The sequence below is a fragment of the Saccharothrix sp. NPDC042600 genome, from assembly GCF_040647305.1.
GTDB lineage: Bacteria > Actinomycetota > Actinomycetes > Mycobacteriales > Pseudonocardiaceae > Actinosynnema > Actinosynnema mutabilis.
Genome location: NZ_JBEZBW010000102.1, coordinates 11,485 through 29,961, shown reverse-complemented (window position 1 = coordinate 29,961; position 18,477 = coordinate 11,485). Strand labels below are relative to the sequence as shown.

General features: G+C 70.8%; 16 protein-coding genes. 5 read left to right on the top strand and 11 right to left on the bottom strand.

What is annotated here, in order from left to right; genetic code table 11:
• Positions 1-138: 138 nt before the first annotated feature.
• From AB0A74_RS35735 to typA, 7 genes are all read right to left on the bottom strand, one after another.
• Positions 139-1,203 (bottom strand): oligopeptide/dipeptide ABC transporter ATP-binding protein, encoded by a 1,065-nt coding sequence (locus AB0A74_RS35735; protein ID WP_358256616.1) that lies wholly within the window; start codon positions 1,201-1,203, stop codon positions 139-141.
• The gene (locus AB0A74_RS35730) at positions 1,200-2,378 is read right to left on the bottom strand and encodes an ABC transporter ATP-binding protein (protein WP_358256614.1); all 1,179 of its coding nucleotides are present in this window, start codon (positions 2,376-2,378) and stop codon (positions 1,200-1,202) included. The genes AB0A74_RS35735 and AB0A74_RS35730 overlap by 4 nt, the downstream gene beginning before the upstream one ends.
• Positions 2,375-3,328 (bottom strand): ABC transporter permease, encoded by a 954-nt coding sequence (locus AB0A74_RS35725; RefSeq protein WP_358256612.1) that lies wholly within the window; start codon positions 3,326-3,328, stop codon positions 2,375-2,377. The genes AB0A74_RS35730 and AB0A74_RS35725 overlap by 4 nt, the downstream gene beginning before the upstream one ends.
• Positions 3,321-4,319 (bottom strand): ABC transporter permease, encoded by a 999-nt coding sequence (locus AB0A74_RS35720; protein WP_358256610.1) that lies wholly within the window; start codon positions 4,317-4,319, stop codon positions 3,321-3,323. Before AB0A74_RS35720 ends, AB0A74_RS35725 begins: the two co-directional genes overlap by 8 nt.
• A gap of 153 nt (positions 4,320-4,472) precedes the next feature.
• The gene (locus AB0A74_RS35715; protein ID WP_358256609.1) at positions 4,473-6,293 is read right to left on the bottom strand and encodes an ABC transporter family substrate-binding protein; all 1,821 of its coding nucleotides are present in this window, start codon (positions 6,291-6,293) and stop codon (positions 4,473-4,475) included.
• Between the two features lie 304 nt (positions 6,294-6,597).
• Complete coding sequence (locus AB0A74_RS35710) at positions 6,598-8,286, bottom strand: ABC transporter family substrate-binding protein (protein ID WP_358256608.1); 1,689 nt, start codon at positions 8,284-8,286, stop codon at positions 6,598-6,600.
• 149 nt (positions 8,287-8,435) lie between these two features.
• The gene (gene typA / locus AB0A74_RS35705) at positions 8,436-10,340 is read right to left on the bottom strand and encodes a translational GTPase TypA (protein WP_358256606.1); all 1,905 of its coding nucleotides are present in this window, start codon (positions 10,338-10,340) and stop codon (positions 8,436-8,438) included.
• A gap of 148 nt (positions 10,341-10,488) precedes the next feature.
• Here typA and AB0A74_RS35700 point away from each other — a divergent pair, with 148 nt between their 5' ends.
• A complete protein-coding gene (locus AB0A74_RS35700; protein ID WP_358256604.1) occupies positions 10,489-10,665 on the top strand; it encodes a hypothetical protein in 177 nt (58 codons plus the stop codon).
• Between the two features lie 45 nt (positions 10,666-10,710).
• On the opposite strand, the gene AB0A74_RS35695 is transcribed toward AB0A74_RS35700, so the two are convergent.
• On the bottom strand, positions 10,711-11,010 hold the full coding sequence (locus tag AB0A74_RS35695; RefSeq protein ID WP_358256602.1) for a YciI family protein: 300 nt from the start codon (positions 11,008-11,010) through the stop codon (positions 10,711-10,713).
• Between the two features lie 197 nt (positions 11,011-11,207).
• Here AB0A74_RS35695 and trpS point away from each other — a divergent pair, with 197 nt between their 5' ends.
• Complete coding sequence (gene trpS, locus AB0A74_RS35690) at positions 11,208-12,173, top strand: tryptophan--tRNA ligase (protein ID WP_358256601.1); 966 nt, start codon at positions 11,208-11,210, stop codon at positions 12,171-12,173.
• Between the two features lie 14 nt (positions 12,174-12,187).
• Here the strand turns inward: trpS and AB0A74_RS35685 are convergent, their stop codons facing one another.
• The 3 genes from AB0A74_RS35685 to AB0A74_RS35675 are packed head-to-tail and all read right to left on the bottom strand — an operon-like array spanning position 12,188 to position 15,003.
• On the bottom strand, positions 12,188-13,000 hold the full coding sequence (locus AB0A74_RS35685) for an NUDIX domain-containing protein (RefSeq protein ID WP_358256599.1): 813 nt from the start codon (positions 12,998-13,000) through the stop codon (positions 12,188-12,190).
• A gap of 15 nt (positions 13,001-13,015) precedes the next feature.
• The gene (locus tag AB0A74_RS35680; protein WP_358256597.1) at positions 13,016-14,284 is read right to left on the bottom strand and encodes an ATP-binding protein; all 1,269 of its coding nucleotides are present in this window, start codon (positions 14,282-14,284) and stop codon (positions 13,016-13,018) included.
• Positions 14,281-15,003, bottom strand: a complete 723-nt coding sequence (locus AB0A74_RS35675; protein WP_343932529.1) for a response regulator transcription factor — start codon at positions 15,001-15,003, stop codon at positions 14,281-14,283. Before AB0A74_RS35675 ends, AB0A74_RS35680 begins: the two co-directional genes overlap by 4 nt.
• Before the next feature lie 322 nt (positions 15,004-15,325).
• Here AB0A74_RS35675 and AB0A74_RS35670 point away from each other — a divergent pair, with 322 nt between their 5' ends.
• Genes AB0A74_RS35670 through AB0A74_RS35660 form a run of 3 tightly spaced genes read left to right on the top strand, consistent with a single transcriptional unit; the run spans position 15,326 to position 18,302 of the window.
• Positions 15,326-16,456 (top strand): hypothetical protein, encoded by a 1,131-nt coding sequence (locus AB0A74_RS35670; protein WP_358256596.1) that lies wholly within the window; start codon positions 15,326-15,328, stop codon positions 16,454-16,456.
• Positions 16,453-17,466: an ABC transporter ATP-binding protein gene (locus AB0A74_RS35665; RefSeq protein ID WP_358256595.1), complete on the top strand. Its 1,014-nt coding sequence runs from the start codon at positions 16,453-16,455 to the stop codon at positions 17,464-17,466. Before AB0A74_RS35670 ends, AB0A74_RS35665 begins: the two co-directional genes overlap by 4 nt.
• Positions 17,463-18,302 carry an ABC transporter permease gene (locus AB0A74_RS35660; protein WP_358256594.1) on the top strand — a complete coding sequence of 280 codons (840 nt, stop codon included), beginning with the start codon at positions 17,463-17,465 and terminating at the stop codon, positions 18,300-18,302. The genes AB0A74_RS35665 and AB0A74_RS35660 overlap by 4 nt, the downstream gene beginning before the upstream one ends.
• Positions 18,303-18,477: the final 175 nt, after the last annotated feature.

Genomic DNA, 18,477 nt, shown 5'->3' with positions numbered 1-18,477 from the left:
CGGGGGGGCTCGGGCCCCCCCCCCCGCCGCCCCCCCCCCCCCCCCCCGGGCTATGAGTCACCCCAAACCCCCCCCCCCCCCCCCCCCCCCCCCCCCCCCGGGGGGCCCCCCCCCCCCCGGCCCCCCCCGACGATTCGATCAGACCGAGAGGACGGGCTTCACCTCGGCGAAGTGGCAGGCCGAGAGGGTGCTCTCGGGTCCGCCGCGCCGCTCCAGCTTCGGCTCCTCCGTGGCGCAGATGTCCTGCGCCTTCCAGCACCGGGTGCGGAACCGGCAGCCCGACGGCGGGTTCACCGGCGACGGCACGTCACCGGTGAGCACGATCCGCTGCCGCCGGCGCTCCAGCTTCGGGTCCGGCACCGGCACCGCGGACAGCAGGGCCTGCGTGTACGGGTGCATCGGCCGGGCGTAGATCTCCTCGCGGTCACCGAGTTCGATGATCTTGCCGAGGTACATCACGGCGACCCGGTCGGAGATGTGCCGGACGACCGACAGGTCGTGCGCCACGAACAGGTACGCCAGGCCCAGCCGCTCCTGGAGCTCCTCCAGCAGGTTCACCACGCCGGCCTGGACGGACACGTCCAGCGCCGACACCGGCTCGTCGAGCACGATGAGCTTCGGGTTCAGCGCCAGCGCGCGGGCGATGCCGATGCGCTGCCGCTGGCCGCCGGAGAACTCGTGGGCGTACCGGTTGCGGTGCTCCGGGTTGAGGCCGACCAGCTCCATCAGCTCGTTGACCCGGCGCTGGATGCTGCCGCCGCCCTCCATGCCGTGGATGCGGAACGGCTCGGAGATCAGCTCGTTGATCTGCCAGCGCGGGTTGAGCGAGGCGTACGGGTCCTGGAACACGATCTGCATGTCCCGGCGGACGCCGCGCAGCGCCTTGCCGCCGAGCTTGGTCAGCTCGCGGCCCTCGAACTTCACCGAGCCGGACGTCGGCTTGTGCAGCTGGAGGATGGCGCGGCCGGTCGTGGACTTGCCGCAGCCCGACTCGCCGACCAGGCCCAGCGTCTCGCCCGGGTACAGGTCGAAGGTCACGCCGGACACGGCCTGCACCTGCCCGACCGTGCGCGGGATGATGCCGCCGCCGCGCACCGGGAAGGACTTGACCAGGTCCTTGACCTCCAGCAGCGGGGCCTGGCCGGACCCGCCGCCCGACCGGGCGCCGCCGGCCTGGGGGTTCACGTCAGTCGAAGTGGTCATGACGTGGGCTTCTCCTCTTCCTGCAACCGCGCCTCCACGTCGCCGAGGTCCTCGGCGACGGGGATGTCCGGGTTGGCCATCGTGAGCGCGGCGGGGTTCTCGACCACGCCGATCTCCTCGTGCGCGAACAGCCGCTGCGGGTTCTCGATGGTGGCCAGGTGCGCGGAGCGGTGGCACCGCGCGAAGTGGCCGATCCGGTCGGTCTCCAGCAGCTGCGGTTCGGTCTCGCGGCACTCGTCGATGGCCAGCGGGCACCGCGGGGAGAACGAGCAGCCCTGCGGCAGGTTCATCAGCGAGGGCGGCGCGCCCTTGATCGGGGTGAGCCGCTTGCCCAGCAGCTGCGGGTTCGGGATGGACCCGAGCAGACCGACCGTGTAGGGCATGCGCTGGGCCTCGAACACCTCGTCCACGGTGCCCTGCTCGACGACCGTGCCGCCGTACATGACCTGGACGCGGTCGACCATGCCGGCCACGACGCCCAGGTCGTGGGTGATGATCATGATGCCCGCGCTCGTCTCGTCCCGGATGCGCAGCAGCGTGTCCAGGATCTGCGCCTGCACGGTCACGTCCAGCGCCGTGGTCGGCTCGTCCGCGATGATCACGTCCGGGTCGTTGATGATCGACATGGCGATCATCGCGCGCTGCCGCATGCCGCCGGAGAACTCGTGCGGGTACTGCGACGCGCGCCGGTCCGGCTGCGGGATGCCGACCAGTTCCAGCGCCTCGACGGCCTTGGCCCACGCGGCCTTCTTCGACACGTCGTGGTGCGCCAGGTACGCCTCGGCCAGCTGCCACCCCACGGTGTAGACGGGGTTCAGCGACGTCATCGGGTCCTGGAAGATCATCGCGACGCCGTTGCCGCGCACGGGCTGCATCTGCTTGTAGCTCAGCCCGACCAGCTCGCGGCCCTTGAACTTGATCGAGCCGCCGATCTGCGCGGTCTTGGGCAGCAGGCCCATGATCGCCATCGAGGACACCGACTTGCCGGAGCCGGACTCGCCGACGATGCCCAGCACCTCGCCCGCGCCGAGCGAGAAGGACACGTCGCGCACCGCGTGCACCGTGCCGTCGTCGGTCGGGAAGTCCACCGACAGGTTCTCGACCTTGAGCAGCTTGTCGCCGCCCGCGCCCTGGGTCACGGACTCGGGTTCGTTCATCACGTCCAACTCACTCATGCCTTCACCCTCTTCTGGCGCGGGTCGAAGGCGTCCCGGAGACCGTCACCGATGAAGTTGACCGCCAGGGAGATCAGCACGATGAACACGAACGGCGTGAAGAACAGCCACGGGTGCAGCGTCAGCTCGTTCTTGTTCAGGCTGATCATCAGGCCCAGCGACGTGTCCGGCGTCTGCACGCCCAGGCCGATGAACGACAGCGCGGCCTCCAGCAGCACCGCCTGCGCGATGGCCAGCGTCGCGTTGACGATGATCACGTCGATCGTGTTGGGCAGGATGTGCCGGAACACGATCCGGAAGGTGGACGCACCCAGCGCGCGGGCCGCCTCCACGAACTCCTTCTCGCGCAGCGAGAGCACCATGCCGCGGATGACGCGGGCGATCGACAGCCACATGATCAGGCCCAGGTACAGGGCCACGATCAGCCAGTTGCTGCCGCCACCGCCGGCCACCGACACCACGAAGCTGTTGCGCACCAGCACGGCCGCGATGACCAGGCTGGGGATCACCAGGATCAGGTCGATGAACCGGCTGATCACCGCGTCCACCCAGCCGCGCATGTAGCCGGCGAGGGCGCCGAGCACGACGCCGATGATGGTGGACAGCACCGCGACGAAGATCGCGATCTGGAGCGAGAACTGCGTGCCGCGGATGATCAGCGCGACCATGTCGCCGCCGAGGCGGTCGGTGCCGAACGGGTGGTCGGCGCTGGGCGGCAGGTACCGGCGGAAGCTCAGGTCCGTGTAGGAGTACTTCCAGATCGCGCCGCCGAGGAACGCGAACAGGACCAGCACCACGAACAGGATGAGGCCGAACAGGGCCGCCTTGTGCCGGGCGAAGCGGCGCAGGATGACCTGCCACTGCTTCTTGGCGGCGGTGCTGTCGAACTGGCTCGCCTCGCCGGAGGTCGGCGCGGCAGGCGTCGCCACGGGGGAACCGATCTCAGTCAAGGCGAATCCTCGGGTCCAGGACCGCGTACAGCACGTCCGCGATCAGGTTGAACACGATGATGAACACGGCCGTCACCATCATGAAGCCGAGCACCTGGTAGGGCTCCAGGTTCTCGATCGCCTCGATCAGGAACTTGCCCATGCCGGACCAGCCGAACACCGTTTCGGTGATCACCGCGCCACCGAAGTTGGCGCCGATGTTGAGCGACGAGACGGTGATGATGGGGATCAGGGCGTTGCGGAACGCGTGCTTGAAGATCGCGCGTCCCTGCGAAACGCCCTTCGCCTGCGCCGTGCGCACGTAGTCCGCGTTCAACGTCTCCAGCATCGACGCGCGCTGGAAACGGCTGTAAAGGGCGAACTGGATGACCACCAGGCAGATGGTGGGCAGGACGTACGCGCCGGTGTACTGGAAGACCTGTGTGCCGAAACTGCCGCTGAAACCCTCGCCCGGCGGGCCCGCGGTGATGATCCACCGGTCCGCGCCGAGGGATTCCAGCCAGTTGTTGAGCTGGATGCCGCCCGCCTTGAGCACGAGGGCCACGCAGAACAACGGCATCGAGAACATGGCGAACGATATTCCGGTCGCTATGTAATCGAAGATCGAGTACTGTCTCACCGCACCGATGACGCCCACCGCGATGCCCAGCACGAGCGCGATGATCTCGGCGCCGAGGATCAGGCGGAGGGTGACGCCGAAGGCGTCCAGGACGTCTTCCTTGACGTCCTTGCCGGCGTTGCCGGGGACGACCGACTCGCCCCAGTCGCCGGTGACGAAGTTGCCCGCCCAGTCGACGTAGCGCTCGAAGAACGGCTTGTTGTAACCCGTCCGCTCGTAGGCGGCGGTGATCTCCGCCTCGGTCCGGGGCTTCGCCAGCTTCCACTCACCCAGGGGATCGCCCATGGCGTTCACGAGTCCGAAGCAGAGGAACGAAGCGACGATCAACAGCGGAATTGAGATCAACAACCGCCGGATTATGTAACGGAACATGACAAGTCTCTAGTCTCCCTAGGCGCCCCCCGCCGCAAGCGGGCCAGCCTACCGGACGCGGACGCCGTCCGGGGGGCCGGTGCTTGTGGCACCGGCCCCCCGGTCGGATGAATCAGTTAGCGTGACCCGGGCTTTTCACGGCCCGGTTCTTCACTACTTCTTGATCTGCCAGGCGTAGAGGTTCCAGGTGACGCCACCACCGACACCGATGTAGGAGATCGGGCCGATGTCCGCCGACGAGGCGGCGAAGTCGGACAGCTGGAACAGCGGCACGCTGTGCAGGTCGTCACGCATCTGCTTGTCGATGTCGTTCATCAGCTGAATGCGCTTCTGGTAGTCCAGCTCCTTGTTGGCAGCCGTCCACTTCTCGGTCACCGCGGCCGAGTCGTAGTTGTTGTAGTTGCCGGAGCCGCCCTTGGCCTTCTGGGCGTAGTTGCCGTACGCGCCGGCCTTCAGCGGCTGGCCGACCCACGCGAACAGGGCCGCGTCGAACTCGGACGCCGGGAGGCGCTTGTCGTTGAAGTCGGCAGCCTGGTCGTCCACGACCTCGATGCCGGCCTGGCGGCACTTGTCCTGCAGGATGCGGACCGTGTCGGCACGGCGCTGGACGATCTTGTGGCCCAGCTTGAAGGAGGCGCGGAACTCGCCCTTGGTGTAGATGCCGTCGCCGCCCTGCTTCCAGCCGGCGTCCTCCAGCGTCTTCTTGGCCGCGGCCACGTCACCCTTGCCGACGTCGCCGTAGTGGTCCTCGTAGCCGACCTCGTTCGGCATGAACGTCAGCGAGCCCAGCGGCTTGGCGTTGGGGTCGACGTCCTTGACCAGCTTCTCGACCAGGTCCTCGCGGTCGAAGCACTGGGCGATCGCCAGGCGGAGCTCCTTGTTCTGCTTGAACAGGGCGCGGTCCATGTTGAAGTCGACGTGCTCGAAGGTCTGGCCACCGGCCGCGAAGACCTTGAACGCGCTGTCGCCACGCAGCTGCTGCGCCACCGCGGCGTCGGCCTGCGGCGCGATCACCACGACTTCCTTGTTCTGCAGCTGCTGGGCGGCCGACTGGGCGTCGGTGTTCGTCTTCAGGATGACCTTGGACGCCGCCGGCTTCTCGCCCCACCACTTCGGGTTGCGCTCCAGGACCGTCTGGTCCTTGAGGTCCGAGGAGGTGATGATGTACGGGCCACCCGACAGGGCGACGGCGGGGTCGAAGCCCAGCCAGCCCTTGGTGTAGAACTCGGCGACCTTCTTGACGGTGTCGTCGTTCTGCTCCGGCGTCACCTTGGTGATGTCGGCGACACCGGTCTTCTGCTCCAGCACGTGGGCCGGGAGCAGGCTGTCGCTACCGGGCTGCGAGAACAGGCCGCGGTAGTCGGCGAACGGCGCCGAGAACGTGGTCTTGATCGTCTTGTCGTTGTCCGAGCACTCCAGCTTGGAGATGTCCTTGTAGCCGGTGTCGGACGAGTCGAAGATCGAGGCTTCCTTGCCGTCCTCGCCCTTGACCTTCGCCTTGCTGGTGGCCGCGAGCCACTTCAGGTGGAAGTCGTCGCAGTCGATCGGCTGGCCGTCGGACCAGACCGCCGCCTTGTTGACCTTCCACTCGATGACCTGCGGGTCGCTCGACGTGACCTTGATGGACTCCATCAGGTCGCCGTCGATCTTGATCACGACCTTGCCGTCGACCAGGTCGGTGATGTACGGCGAGGGCTGCACGTTGGACAGCGCGATGGTGCTGGAGAAGTTGTTCGTCGCGCCGATGTTGTTGTTGTAGTTGTGGAAGCCCTCTTCCACGGCGACCGCGATCTCGCCGATGTCGTCCACCTTGGGACGCTTGAACAGCTCGTCCTGACCGCCGATCTTGCCCGGGTCGGCGTTCTGCTGGCCACCACCGTCGCCTTCACCGGCACCGCCGCCGCCACACGCACTCAACACGAGTGCGGCGCCGGTCAACAGCGCAAGCGCCGAGACAGCCTTTGATCTCCTCATCGACACGTGCCCTCCTAGCACTGGGTTGGAGCGACCGTTTGGGCCGGAACTCCACCCATAACCGTGATGTGCCAAACGCGCCCCGAACCGACACACCGTTGCAGCACGATAAGAAGCCGCCGCAAGCAGGGTCACGACCCCAAGGCCGATCGTGACCAAAGGGTGACACGCTGGTAGCAGCACGCTACTCCGTCGTTACCGGGCGGGAGCGTTCGTTAACCGGACGACGGGAATACTGTCAATATCGACCGCCGCCCGCATCTTGAGCTTAGGTCACCCTTCTGCCAATGAGAAGAGTTAACGGTCAACGGCCTTCGCGCCGCCAGGTCGGAGCACCGCTCAGCGGCCCGGCGAAGGGCGCCCCCGCGGTGACGTTCTGAGCCTCCGGCAGGACCACCAACAGGTCCGCTACCTGGAACAACGGCATCGAGACGGCCTGTTGCCAGAGCACCGGCTCGACCTTGGCGAGGGTGTCGGACAGCAGTGCCCGCCCGGTCAGCGCCTCGTCGATCGCGCCCTGCACCGCCTGGTCGCAGAAACCGGACAGATTCCCCGGAATGGGTGTACCGCCTTCCCCTGAAGAGGTGCGGCAGCCGAATGCGGAAGCGAGTGCGGCGGACGAATCACCGGTGTCCACGCGGGGCACGACGGCAATGTCCACGACCTCCGCGCCGGAAGTGGCGGTGCCCGACAGATCACGACCGAACAACTGATTCGGCGGCGTTGTCAGGACGCGTCCGGCGATTCCGGACAATGACAGTTGACGCTGAACGCGGCTCGCGATGGTCACATACGGCTCGATACCCGCAGGTGCGGCGATGGTGAGCGTCAGTTGTTTGCCGTCACGCACCCACTGGCCGTTCTGGTTGGTGTAGCCCGCCTCGGTCAGCAGTTGCGCGGGCGGGGTGGCCACCGACTGGACGGTCGGTTGGTAGCCGGGCTTGCTCGGCGGGAGCACCTGGGCGTCGGCGCGCAGCTTCGCGCTCGGGCCGTTGCGGCTGCCCAGGGCGATCAGCTCGTCCCGGTTCAGCAGGCCGAACACCGCCTGCCGGACGCGGACGTCGGCCATCTGCGGCGCGGCCGGGCGGGCCAGCACCTCGACCACCTCCGGGCGCGGCACCACGGCGGTGGTCAGCGGCTTGCCGGCGGCGAGGTCCTCGACGTCCTTGACGGCGATCGCGTCGGCGCGGATGAGCGCGGCCTGGTCGTCGCCGGTCTTGAGGGCCTCCACGATGTCGTGGTGGGCGGCGCGGCGCAGGACGACCCGGTCGAGGGTGGTCGGCTGCTCCCAGTACCGGTCGTTGCGCTCCAGGATGATCTCGCCGCGCGGCTGGTCCAGGGTGCGCACGGCGAACGGGCCGGCGGTGGCCGGGAAGCTGTCGTTCAGCGCCGCCTGCCAGCCACCGGGGGCGTCCTTGAGCAGGTGGGCGGGCAGCAGGTTGGCGAACAGGCTGCGCCACCCCGGGTAGGGCTGCTCGAACACCACCTCCACGACCTTGCCGCCCTCGCGGGAGGCGATGTCGGAGATCAGCCGGTAGCCCGCGGGGTTGACCACGCCGGGCTCCTCCCGCATCCGCTGCCACAGGAACACGAAGTCCTCGGCGGCGATCGGCGCGCTGTCCGACCAGGAGGCGTCGCGGCGGATCGTGTAGGTCACCGTGTACGGCTCGGCCTTCGTGACCTCGGCTGACAACAACAGCGAGCGGTCCAGGCGGGGCGTGCCGTCGGCGTCGGTGCGGAAGGTGCTGGGCAGCAGCAGCGAGGCGAGCGCGGTGGTGACCGTGGACTGGCCGGCGAGGGTGTGCGGGTTGTACCCACCCCGGACGTCGTCCACGCCGACGACGACCTCGTTGACCTTCTCCTTGGGGACCACGGTCATGCCCGGCGTGGACGGGACGAGCGGCGGCGGAGGCGTCACGGTGCACGCGGACAGCACGAACAACGCGACCACGGCGACGGCCGCGCGCACGCGGGTCCCCCCAGACCTACTCATGGGTTCGAGGGTACTGGGGCGGCATCGGCACACGTTCGAGGTCCGGCGGTTACACCTTATTAATATGTGTGCGTTGCGCACCCGACCGGTCGCGCAACGCAAGACGCCCCCGGAGCAGGGCTCCGAGGGCGTCGCTGACGTGCTGCTTGTCAGGCGTTGCGCAGCTTCTGGCGGTTGCGCTCGCGGCCACGCAGGTTCGCGTCCAGGATGATCTTGCGGACGCGGACGACCTCCGGCGCGACCTCCACGCACTCGTCGGCGGCGCAGAACTCCAGCGCCTCCTCCAGGCTGAGCTTGCGCGGCCGGGCCAGCGTCTCCATCACGTCGGCCGTCGAGGACCGCATGTTGGTCAGCTTCTTCTCGCGGCACACGTTCACGTCGAGGTCCTCGGCGCGCGGGTTCTCGCCCACGACCATGCCCTCGTAGGTGTCCGCGCCCGGCTCGACGAAGAACGTGCCGCGGTCGGCCAGCTGGATCATCGCGTACGCGGTGATGGAGCCGGCGCGGTCGGCGACCAGGGAGCCGTTGTGGCGGGTCCGGATCTCGCCGGCCCACGGGCCGTAGCCCTCGGACACGGCGTTGGCGATGCCGGTGCCGCGGGTCTCGGTGAGGAACTCGGTGCGGAAGCCGATCAGGCCGCGCGAGGGCACGACGTAGTCCAGCTTGATCCGGCCGGTGCCGTGGCCGGCCATGTTCTCCATCCGGCCCTTGCGGTTGGCCAGCAGCTGGGTGACCGCGCCGAGGTGCTCCTCGGGGGCGTCGATGGTCAGCCGCTCGTAGGGCTCGTGCAGCTTGCCGTCGACGGTCTTGGTGACCACCTGCGGCTTGCCGACGGTCAGCTCGAAGCCCTCGCGGCGCATCTGCTCGACCAGGATGGCCAGCGCCAGCTCGCCGCGGCCCTGCACCTCCCAGGTGTCCGGGCGCTCGGTGGGCAGGACCCGCACCGACACGTTGCCGACCAGCTCGGAGTCCAGGCGGGACTTGAGCAGGCGGGCGGTGAGCTTGGTGCCGCCGTTGCGGCCGGCCAGCGGCGAGGTGTTGACGCCGATGGTCATCGAGATCGCGGGCTCGTCCACGGTGATCCGGGGCAGCGGCTCCGGGTTCTCCGCGTCGGCCAGGGTGTCGCCGATGGTGATGTCCGGGATGCCGGCGATGGCGACCAGGTCGCCCGCGCGCGCCTCCTCGGCCGGGACGCGCTCCAGCGCCTCGGTGATCAGCAGTTCGGTGATGCGGACCTTCTGCACCGAGCCGTCCTCGCGGCACCACGCGACCGTCTCGCCCTTGCGGATGCGGCCGGCGGCGATGCGGCACAGCGCGATGCGGCCCAGGAAGGTGGACGCGTCGAGGTTGGTGACCAGCGCGCGCAGCGGGGCGTCGGCGTCGCCGGTGGGCGCGGGGATGTGGTTGAGCAGCACCTCGAACAGCGAGTCGAGGTTCTCCTCGTCGGGCAGGCCGCCGTCGGCGGGCTGGGTCAGCGAGGCGCGGCCGGCGCGGGCGGAGGCGTAGACGACCGGGAGGTCCAGCACGGAGTCGTCCGCGCCGACCTCGGTGGCCAGGTCCAGCAGCAGGTCGTGGGCCTCTTCGACGACCTCGGAGATCCGGGCGTCGGGGCGGTCCACCTTGTTGACCACGAGGATCACCGGCAGGCCGGCCGCCAGCGTCTTGCGCAGCACGAACCGGGTCTGCGGCAGCGGGCCCTCGGAGGCGTCCACCAGCAGCACCACGCCGTCGACCATGGACAGGCCGCGCTCGACCTCGCCGCCGAAGTCGGCGTGGCCGGGGGTGTCCACGACGTTGATGGTGACCACGCCGTCGGGCGTGTGCCTGCGCACCGCCGTGTTCTTGGCGAGGATCGTGATGCCCTTCTCGCGCTCCAGCTCGCCGGAGTCCATGACCCGGTCGACGAGTTCGGCTCGTTCGGAGAAGGCGCCGGACTGGCGGAGCATGGCGTCGACCAGGGTGGTCTTGCCGTGGTCAACGTGCGCGACGATCGCGACGTTGCGCAGGTCGTTGCGGACCAGCGTTTCCTTGATCGACGCGGTGGCCGTGGGCACGCGGAACTCCTAGAGCTGTCTCATCGAGGATGGGCAGGCGCCATGACATGGGATACGCGCGCAGCCTCCGGACAGCCTACCGGGCGATCGCCATTACCACACACGCGCGCAGGGTGAAGTGAGCCTCACCTACTCTGGGGACACCCCGATGAGTGTGAGGCAACGCGTGGGCAAGATCAAGGTGAAGAAGAAGTGCTGCCGGTCCACCCCGCGCTGCAAGAGGTGCCCCGTCACGGTGATGCTCAAGGAGCGCAAGAAGGCTGTCAAGAAGGCCGAGAAGAAGGCCGCCAAGAAGGCGGCGAAGGCCGCGAAGAAGGCCGCGTGAGGTCCGGCCACCCGGCGCGCCCGGGTGGCACGGGGTGGTGCGCCGTCAGCTCAGGACGGCTTCGTTGAGCCCGGCCAGCTCCGGAGCGGTCCGGGTGGCCTGGAACTCGATGACCTGGTAGCGGGCCAGCTTCTGCACCGCGAACGGGTCCGTCGCGAGCACCGCGTCCAGCTTGCCGCGCGACATCGGACGGGTGATGATCACGCCGCCCGTGCGGGGCACCTGGCGGCCGGAGGCGAGGAACAGACCGGCGTCGTACTGCTTCTTGAGCCAGTCCACGTGCTCCGGCAGCACGTAGTCGACTTCGTCCAGCGGCTTGATGTACTCCAGCACCACGATGAACATGCCAGAAATGTAGACCCGCATGTGGTGCCGCACACACGCTAAGATCCGACCATGCGCACTTGTCACACGTTCTGGTGGCCCGCCACACGGCGGCCCTAGCACTGTGCGTTGACCCACAGGCCGCCCGTCGAGGGCGGCCTTCGCTGTGTCCGGGGCCACTCGCCCCTCGGCGGGCTCTCCGTTCGAGAGGAACCCCGATGATCAGGCTGTCCGGCATCACCCCGTCCGGTCCCGTCCAGTTGGGCAACTACCTGGGCGCGATCCGGCGGTGGGCCGCCGAGGGCACCGAGCGGGACGTGTACTTCATCGGCGACCTGCACGCGATGACCACGTCCCACAACCCGTCCCGGCTGCGGGCCCTGACCAGGGAGCAGGTCGCGGTCCTCATCGCGGCCGGCGTGGACCCGCGGTCGGTGGCGGTGCAGTCGGACCTGGTGCGCGAGCTGGGCGCGTTGACCTGGTTGCTGGAGTGCACCTGCACGTACGGCGAGGCGGCGCGGATGATCCAGTTCAAGGAGAAGTCCGCGGGGCGGGCGTCGGTGCGGCTGAGCCTGCTCACCTACCCGGTGCTGATGGCGGCGGACATCCTGTTGCAGGGGGCGCGGGAGGTGCCGGTCGGCGACGACCAGGCTCAACACGTGGAACTGGCGCGGGTGCTGGCCAGGCGGTTCAACGGCACGTACGGCGAGGTCTTCGTCATGCCGCACGGTGTCGTCCCCACGGCGGCGGCACGCGTGCGCGACCTGGCCGACCCGTCCCGCAAGATGGCCAAGTCGTCCCCGGACTCGGCGGGCACCGTGTTCGTCCTGGACCCGCCGGACCTGGTCCGCCGCAAGATCCGCCGCGCGGTGACCGACGAGCTGGGCGCCGTGCGGTACGCGCCCGACACCCAGCCGGGCGTGACGAACCTGCTGGAGATCCTGGGCGCGTGCACCGGGAAGGACCCGCGTGACCTGGCGGATTCGGTGTCGGGCTACGCCGAGCTGAAGGAGGCGGCGGCGGACGCGGTGGTGGAGGAGCTGCGCGGGGTGCGCGAGCGCACGCGGGCGTTGCTGGACGACCCGGCCGAGCTGGACCGCGTCCGGGCGCACGGGGCGGAACGCTCCCGGGAACGCTCCACCCACCGGTTGGAAGCGGCCCTGCGGGTGTCCGGCCTGGGCTGAAGAACCGCCGGCCCTCAGGCGAGCAGGTCGTGCAGGGCCGGGACCAGGACGCGGTCCGCGGGCAGCCAGTCCAGCGCGTCCAGCTCGGCCGGCCCCACCCACCGCACGTCGCGGTGGTCGTGCGCGGCCGGTTCGCCGGTCACCAGGTCGGCCCGGTAGATCCGCAGCAGCAGGTCCCGCCGCAGCGGCACGTCCGGGCCGACCTGGTCGCCCGCCACCACGGTCACGCCGAGCTCCTCGGCGCACTCCCGCACGACGGCGTCCCGGTCGGACTCCCCGGCCTCGACCCGCCCACCCGGCAGCTCCCACTTCCCGGCCGCCTCCGCCGGGTAGGACCGTTGCTGGGCCAACAGCGACCCGTCCCGCACGATCGCCGCGCCCACGACCACCCGCGCGTCCAGCAGCTCACGGCTGCGCGACGCCACGGCCGCCGCCCGCGCCTCCAGCACCCGCAGCGCCAACCCGCGCCCCACGATCACGTCGGCGAACCGCCCCAGCGGCCCACCCGGGCTGGTCCACTCGACCGAGTCGACCACCATGGTCCCGCCGCCGGTGTGCAGCAGGTCGGTGAGCAGCACGAACCGCGGCAGCGGCCCGCCGACCAGCTCCGCCGACACGCCGGTCGTGTCCGCCCGCGTCACCAGCAACGTCCCGTTCACCGGCCCGACCGACCCGGACAGCTCCAGGCCCACGTGCAGCACCGGCCCGCCGCTGATCCGCCCGCCCAGCCCGCGGATCGACCGGGCCAGCAGCCGCGCGTCCAGCAGCGCCGCCGCCACGGTCCGCAGCGGGGCGTCCACCAGCGTCGTCGCGCGCAGCTCGGGCACACCCCGATCCTGCCATCACCGGTACTCCGGCCAGCGCACCTCCAGCCGCGCACCGCCCTCGGGCGACTCGCCGGCCCGGACCGTCCCGCGCCGCCGCGTCACCAGGTGCGCCACCAGGGCCAGCCCCAGCCCGAACCCGCCGGTCGCCCGGCCCCGGTCCGACTCGACCCGGTAGAACCGGTCGAACACCTTCTCCCGGTGCTCGGGCGGGATGCCGTGGCCGTCGTCGTCCACCAGCAGCCGCACCTCGCGCGCGGCGGGCAGCACCGAGATCCGGATGAACGACCGCGCGTACCGGGTGGCGTTGCGCAGCAGGTTGTCCAGCACGAGTTCGACCTCGGTGCGCGCGGCGGAGATGAGGCACGCGCTCATCGGGGCGTGGATGGACACCAGCAGCTCGTCCTCGGGCCGCCGCTCCACCGCGTACTGGGCCTGGAGGACCAGGTCCACCGGTTCGGCGCGGGGCAGCTCGCCGGTGTCGGCGCGGGCCAGCAGCAGGAGCGAGTCGACCAGGTCGGACAGCCGTTGCGACTCCTCCACCACGGACTCCAGCACCTCGATGGAGAAGTCCGGGTCGGGGTGCGCGACCGCCACCTCCGCCTGGGCGCGGACGGACGTCACCGGCGAGCGCAGCTCGTGCGCGGCGTCCCCGGTGAACCGGCGCAGCCGCTCGGTCGCCTCGTCGCGCCGGGCCAGCAGGGCGTTCAAGGCCTCCGCCAGCGCCTGCAGCTCGTCGCGCGCCGCGGGCACCGGCAGCCGCCGGCCGCGCGGCAGCTGCCCCGCCGCCACCCGCATCCGCTCGACCGGCCGCAACGACGACCGCACGGCCAGCCAGGTCGCTATCCCGACCAGCCCGGCGACCAGCACGGCGGCGGCGGCCAGCCACTTCGTGCCCAGCTCGTTGGCCTCGCGGTAGCCGACCAGGGTGTCCCCGGCGACGTGCAGCTGGGGCGTGCCGTCGGCGGCGAACACGACCCGCCCGATCCAGCGGTGCGCGGTGTCGCCCTCGATGCGCAGCACCTTCTCCCCCGACCGGAGCTGCCGGATGTCGCGCGGTGTCAGGTCGGGCTTGGCCAGGCCGTCGAGCGGGTTGCCGGCGGTGTCCAGCACGCGCGTGGCGGACGACCGTTCCAACTGGTTGTCCACGGCGCTGACCTGCACCATGCCGATCAGGCTCGGCGCGAGCAGGGTCAGCGCGAGCAGCCCGAGCAGCGCCACGCCGGTGGCCACGACGGTGATGCGGAAGCGCAGCGTCCGCCGCAGCCACCAGCGGCGCGGGTTCACCTGCGCCGTGCGGCGGCCGAGTCCAGCGCCGCGTCCAGGTCGGGTGTGGAGGCCAGGTACCCGTGCCCGCGCACGGTCCGCACGACCTCGCCGGCGCCCATGGCGTCGAGCTTGCGCCGCAGGTACCCGACGTACACCTCGACCGCGTTGCGCGTGGCGGCCTGCTCGTCGCCCCACACGGTGCGCAGGAGTTCGTCCTTGGTCACGACGGACCCGGCGCGGCTGGCCAGCACGTCCAGCACGGCGTACTCGCGCGGCGACAGGTTGACCGGCTCCCCGGCCCAGCTCACCTCGCGCACGGCCCGGTCCACGACGAGTTCGCCGAGCTTGAGCTTGCGGCGGGCGAGGTCGGCCCGGTTGCGCCGCAACAACGCCCGCACCTGGGCGACCAGCACGACGAAGCTGAACGGCTTGACGAGGTACCCGTCGGCGCCGAGGTCGAGCCCGTCGGCCTGGTCGACCTCGCCGTCCTTGGCCGACACCATGAGCACGGGCGTCCGCACCCCTTCGGCCCGCATCCGCTGGAGCACCCGGTAGCCGCTGAGGCCGGGCAGCATGATGTCCAGCAGCACCACGTCGAAGGCGCCTGTCAGCGCGACGCGCAGGGCGTTGGGCCCGTCGGCGGCGGTGACCACCTCCATGCCCTCAGCGGACAGCCCGCGCTCCAACGCGCGCCGAACCCCGACTTCGTCGTCAACAACCAGCACCCGTGGCCTCACGCCCACAGGATGCCTCTTGCGGCCCCGGAACGCCCCGACTTCCTCAGTCCACTCTCAGCCACGGCGCTTCCCCGCTCCCGCGGCTCCCGGCCCGCGGCTCCCACCCCCTGCCCGCGGTCCCGGCGCGTGGCTCCCGGCTCGTGGCTCCTGACGTGGCCGGATGCCTCCCCTGAGGAGGACAATCGCGGTCGGGCCGCCGAGCGGCTCGCTGAGGTCGTTCTCAGGGTTCCGGTGGCTCTCAGCGCCATCTCAGGCCGACCCGAGGAGGGTCTGGGGTGTCGGCCGGCAACCGGTTGGCCGACGCCCTTGGAGGAGGGGACACATGAACCGGAGAAGGGTGACCGTGGTCGCCGCGGCGGTCGGCGTGGTCGCCGGGGTCGCGGGCCTGGGGGTGCTCGCCATGCCCGCCGGTGCGGGTCCGGCGCCGGAGCTGCCCGCGGTGGAGGCCGAGGCGTTGGTCGAGTCGGTGCTGACCGCCGAGCCCGCCGCGTTCGGCGGCGCCGTGTCGGTGAGCAACGACCTCGGCGTTCCCGGCATCAGCGGCCTGCCGCAGTTGTCCGACGGGGACTCCAAGCTGCGGGTGTGGACCGACGGCGCGGGGCGCGTCCGGGTCCAGCTGCCGGCGGCGGACAGCGAGCGCACGTTCGTCGACGACGGGCAGACCGGCTGGCTGTGGGACTCCGCCGACCAGCAGGTGACCAAGCTGGCCCACGGCGAGCTGGAGGAGCCCCGGCTGCAGCTCGACCCGAACGCGCCGCAGGTGCCCGCCGACCCGGTGGCCGTGGCGCGCGAGGCCGTGGCCAAGATCAAGGAGTTCAGCGACGTGAGCGTGGACGGCACGGCGCGCGTCGCCGACCGGCCCGCCTACGAGCTGGTGCTCACGCCGAAGCCGACCGAGCGGACCGTGTTGCGCGAGGTGCGCGTGGCGGTCGACTCCGAGCTGCGCATCCCGCTGCGGTTCGAGGTGCTGACCAACGGCACCGCCGCGCCGGCCGTGCAGATCGGGTTCTCCGAGCTGAACGTCGGCCCGCAGGACGCCGCGCTGTTCAGCTTCACACCGCCGCCGGGCGCGAAGGTGTCCGAGCCGGAGCTGCGCGGGCCGACCGCCGAGGAGAGGGCGCTCGCCGAGGGCGCGTTCGCCGAGGCGAACCCGCAGGTCATCGGCGAGGGCTGGGACCAGGTCCTGGCCGCGCGCATGCCGGCCGACGCCCTGAAGAACCTCGCACAGAAGCAGGGCGAGGGCCGGGAGTGGGAGCGCGAGGGCCGGCCGGGTCAGGACGTGGACGTCGAGGGCCTGCTCAAGCAGCTCGGCAAGCAGGTCAGCGGCCCGTGGGGGTCGGGCACGCTGATCACCACCCGGGTCGGCGCTGCGCTGATCGCCGACGACGGCCGCGTGGCCGCGGGTGCGGTGCCGGAGCAGGTGCTGGTCGAGGCGATCGGCCAGGTGAAGTGAGCACCTCGACCAGCGCACGGGTGGAGTCGGCCGAGGCCGGCTCCACCCCGGTCCTCGCCGCCCGGACGCGGGGACTGCGCAAGGTGTACGGGCACACCGTCGCGGTGGACCGGGTGGACCTCGACGTGCCGGAGGGGGCGGTGCTCGGGATGCTCGGCCCGAACGGGTCGGGCAAGACCACCACGATCCGCATGCTGCTCGGGCTCGTGCGGCCGACCGAGGGGGAGGTCGAGCTGCTGGGGAAGGCGCTGCCCGACGGCGCGGCGGCGGCGTTGCCGCACGTGGGTGCGCTGGTCGAGGGTCCCGGGTTCCACCCGTTCCTGTCGGGGCGGGAGAACCTGCGGCGGGTGGCGGCCTTCGAGCCGCTGCTCGCCACCGGCTCCACCAAGCAGGCGGTGGAGGACGCGCTGGAACGGGTCGGCCTGGCCGCCGCCGCGCACCGCCGCTACCGGGGGTACTCGCTGGGCATGAAGCAGCGGCTCGGCCTCGCCGCGGCGCTGCTGGTCGAGCGTCGGATGATCGTGCTGGACGAGCCGACCAACGGCCTCGACCCGGCGGGCACGCGCGAGGTCCGCAACGTCATCGCCGACCTGCACATGGCGGGCACGACGGTCGTGGTGTCGTCGCACCTGCTCAGCGAGATCGAGGCCACCTGCACGCACGTCGCCGTGCTGCACCGGGGCACGGTCGTCGCCCAGGGCGGGCTCGGCGACCTGCTGCAGGCGGAGAACAGCTCGCTGCTGGTCGTCACACCGGAGTTCAACCAGGCGCTGAACGTGCTGCGCGACGCCCGGATCTCCGCGCGGCCCACCACCGAGGGCGTGCGGGTCGAGCTGATCGGCACCACCCCGCCCGCGGTGATCGAGGCGCTGGTCGCGGCCGGCATCCCGATCTACGAGGCGCGCCGGCAGCGCACCGGCCTGGAGGAGCTGTTCGCGCGGCTCACCGAGGCCCAGGAGTCCGACGAGGGCCTGTCGGCGGTAGACACCATCGAGGAGGGGGCGGCATGAGCGCGCCACTGGTCGCGGCCCGCGCCCCGCTGGGCCGGCAACTGCGTTCGGAACTGCGCTGGATCATCCGCCGCCCGCGCACGGTCATCGGCCTGTTCGGGCTGTGCCTGGTGCCGGTCCTGGCCGGCATCGGCCTGTGGTTCGCGGTGGACGACGGCGACGCCTCCGGCGGTCCCGGCCTGGCCGCGATCATCGGCGGCAACGGCCTGGTGCTGCCGGTGTTCACGCTGTTCCTGGCCCTGCCGCTGCTGCTGCCGCTGGTCGGGGCGATCTGGGCGGCCGACGGCCTGGCGGGCGAGGCGCAGCACGGCACCCTGCGCGGCTTGTTGATCGCGCCGGTCGGCCGGATGCGGCTGCTGGCCGTGAAGTCCTTCGGCGTGGCCACGATGACCCTGTTCGCGATCACCCTGATGTCGTTCGTCGCGGTGATCACCGGGGCGGTCCTGTTCGGCGGCACGGGGATGCTCACGCTGTCCGGCAGCACCCTCCCGTTCGGCGCGGCGCTGGTCCGCATCGCGCTGACGATCCTGCTGGTCACCGTGCAGGTGTGGGGCGTGGCGGCGATCGCGATGGCGATCTCGGCGTGCACCGAGCACCCGCTGGTCGTGATGGCGGCGACGATGGCGGGCGTGATCGTCTCCGCGGTGCTGGGCCTGTTCGAGGCGCTGGACTGGCTGCACCCGTACCTGATCACGACCAACTGGAACAGCCTGATCGACGTCATGCGCGACCCCCTGCCCACCGAGGCCCTGTGGCGCAGCACAGCCCTGGCCGGCTGCTACATCCTGATCGGCCTCTCCCTAGCCGCCATGCGCCTAGCCACCAAGGACAACTAACCCCACCCCACCGACCAAGCGCCCCACCGACCATCCATCCACCCACCACGCAGCCACCCGCCACCCGCCACGCAGCCACCCGCCACCCGCCACCCGCCACCGGCCACCGGCCACCGGCCAGGCAACACGCGCCCCGCCGACTCACGCCCCACGCGTTCCGGCGGGTCGCGCAAAT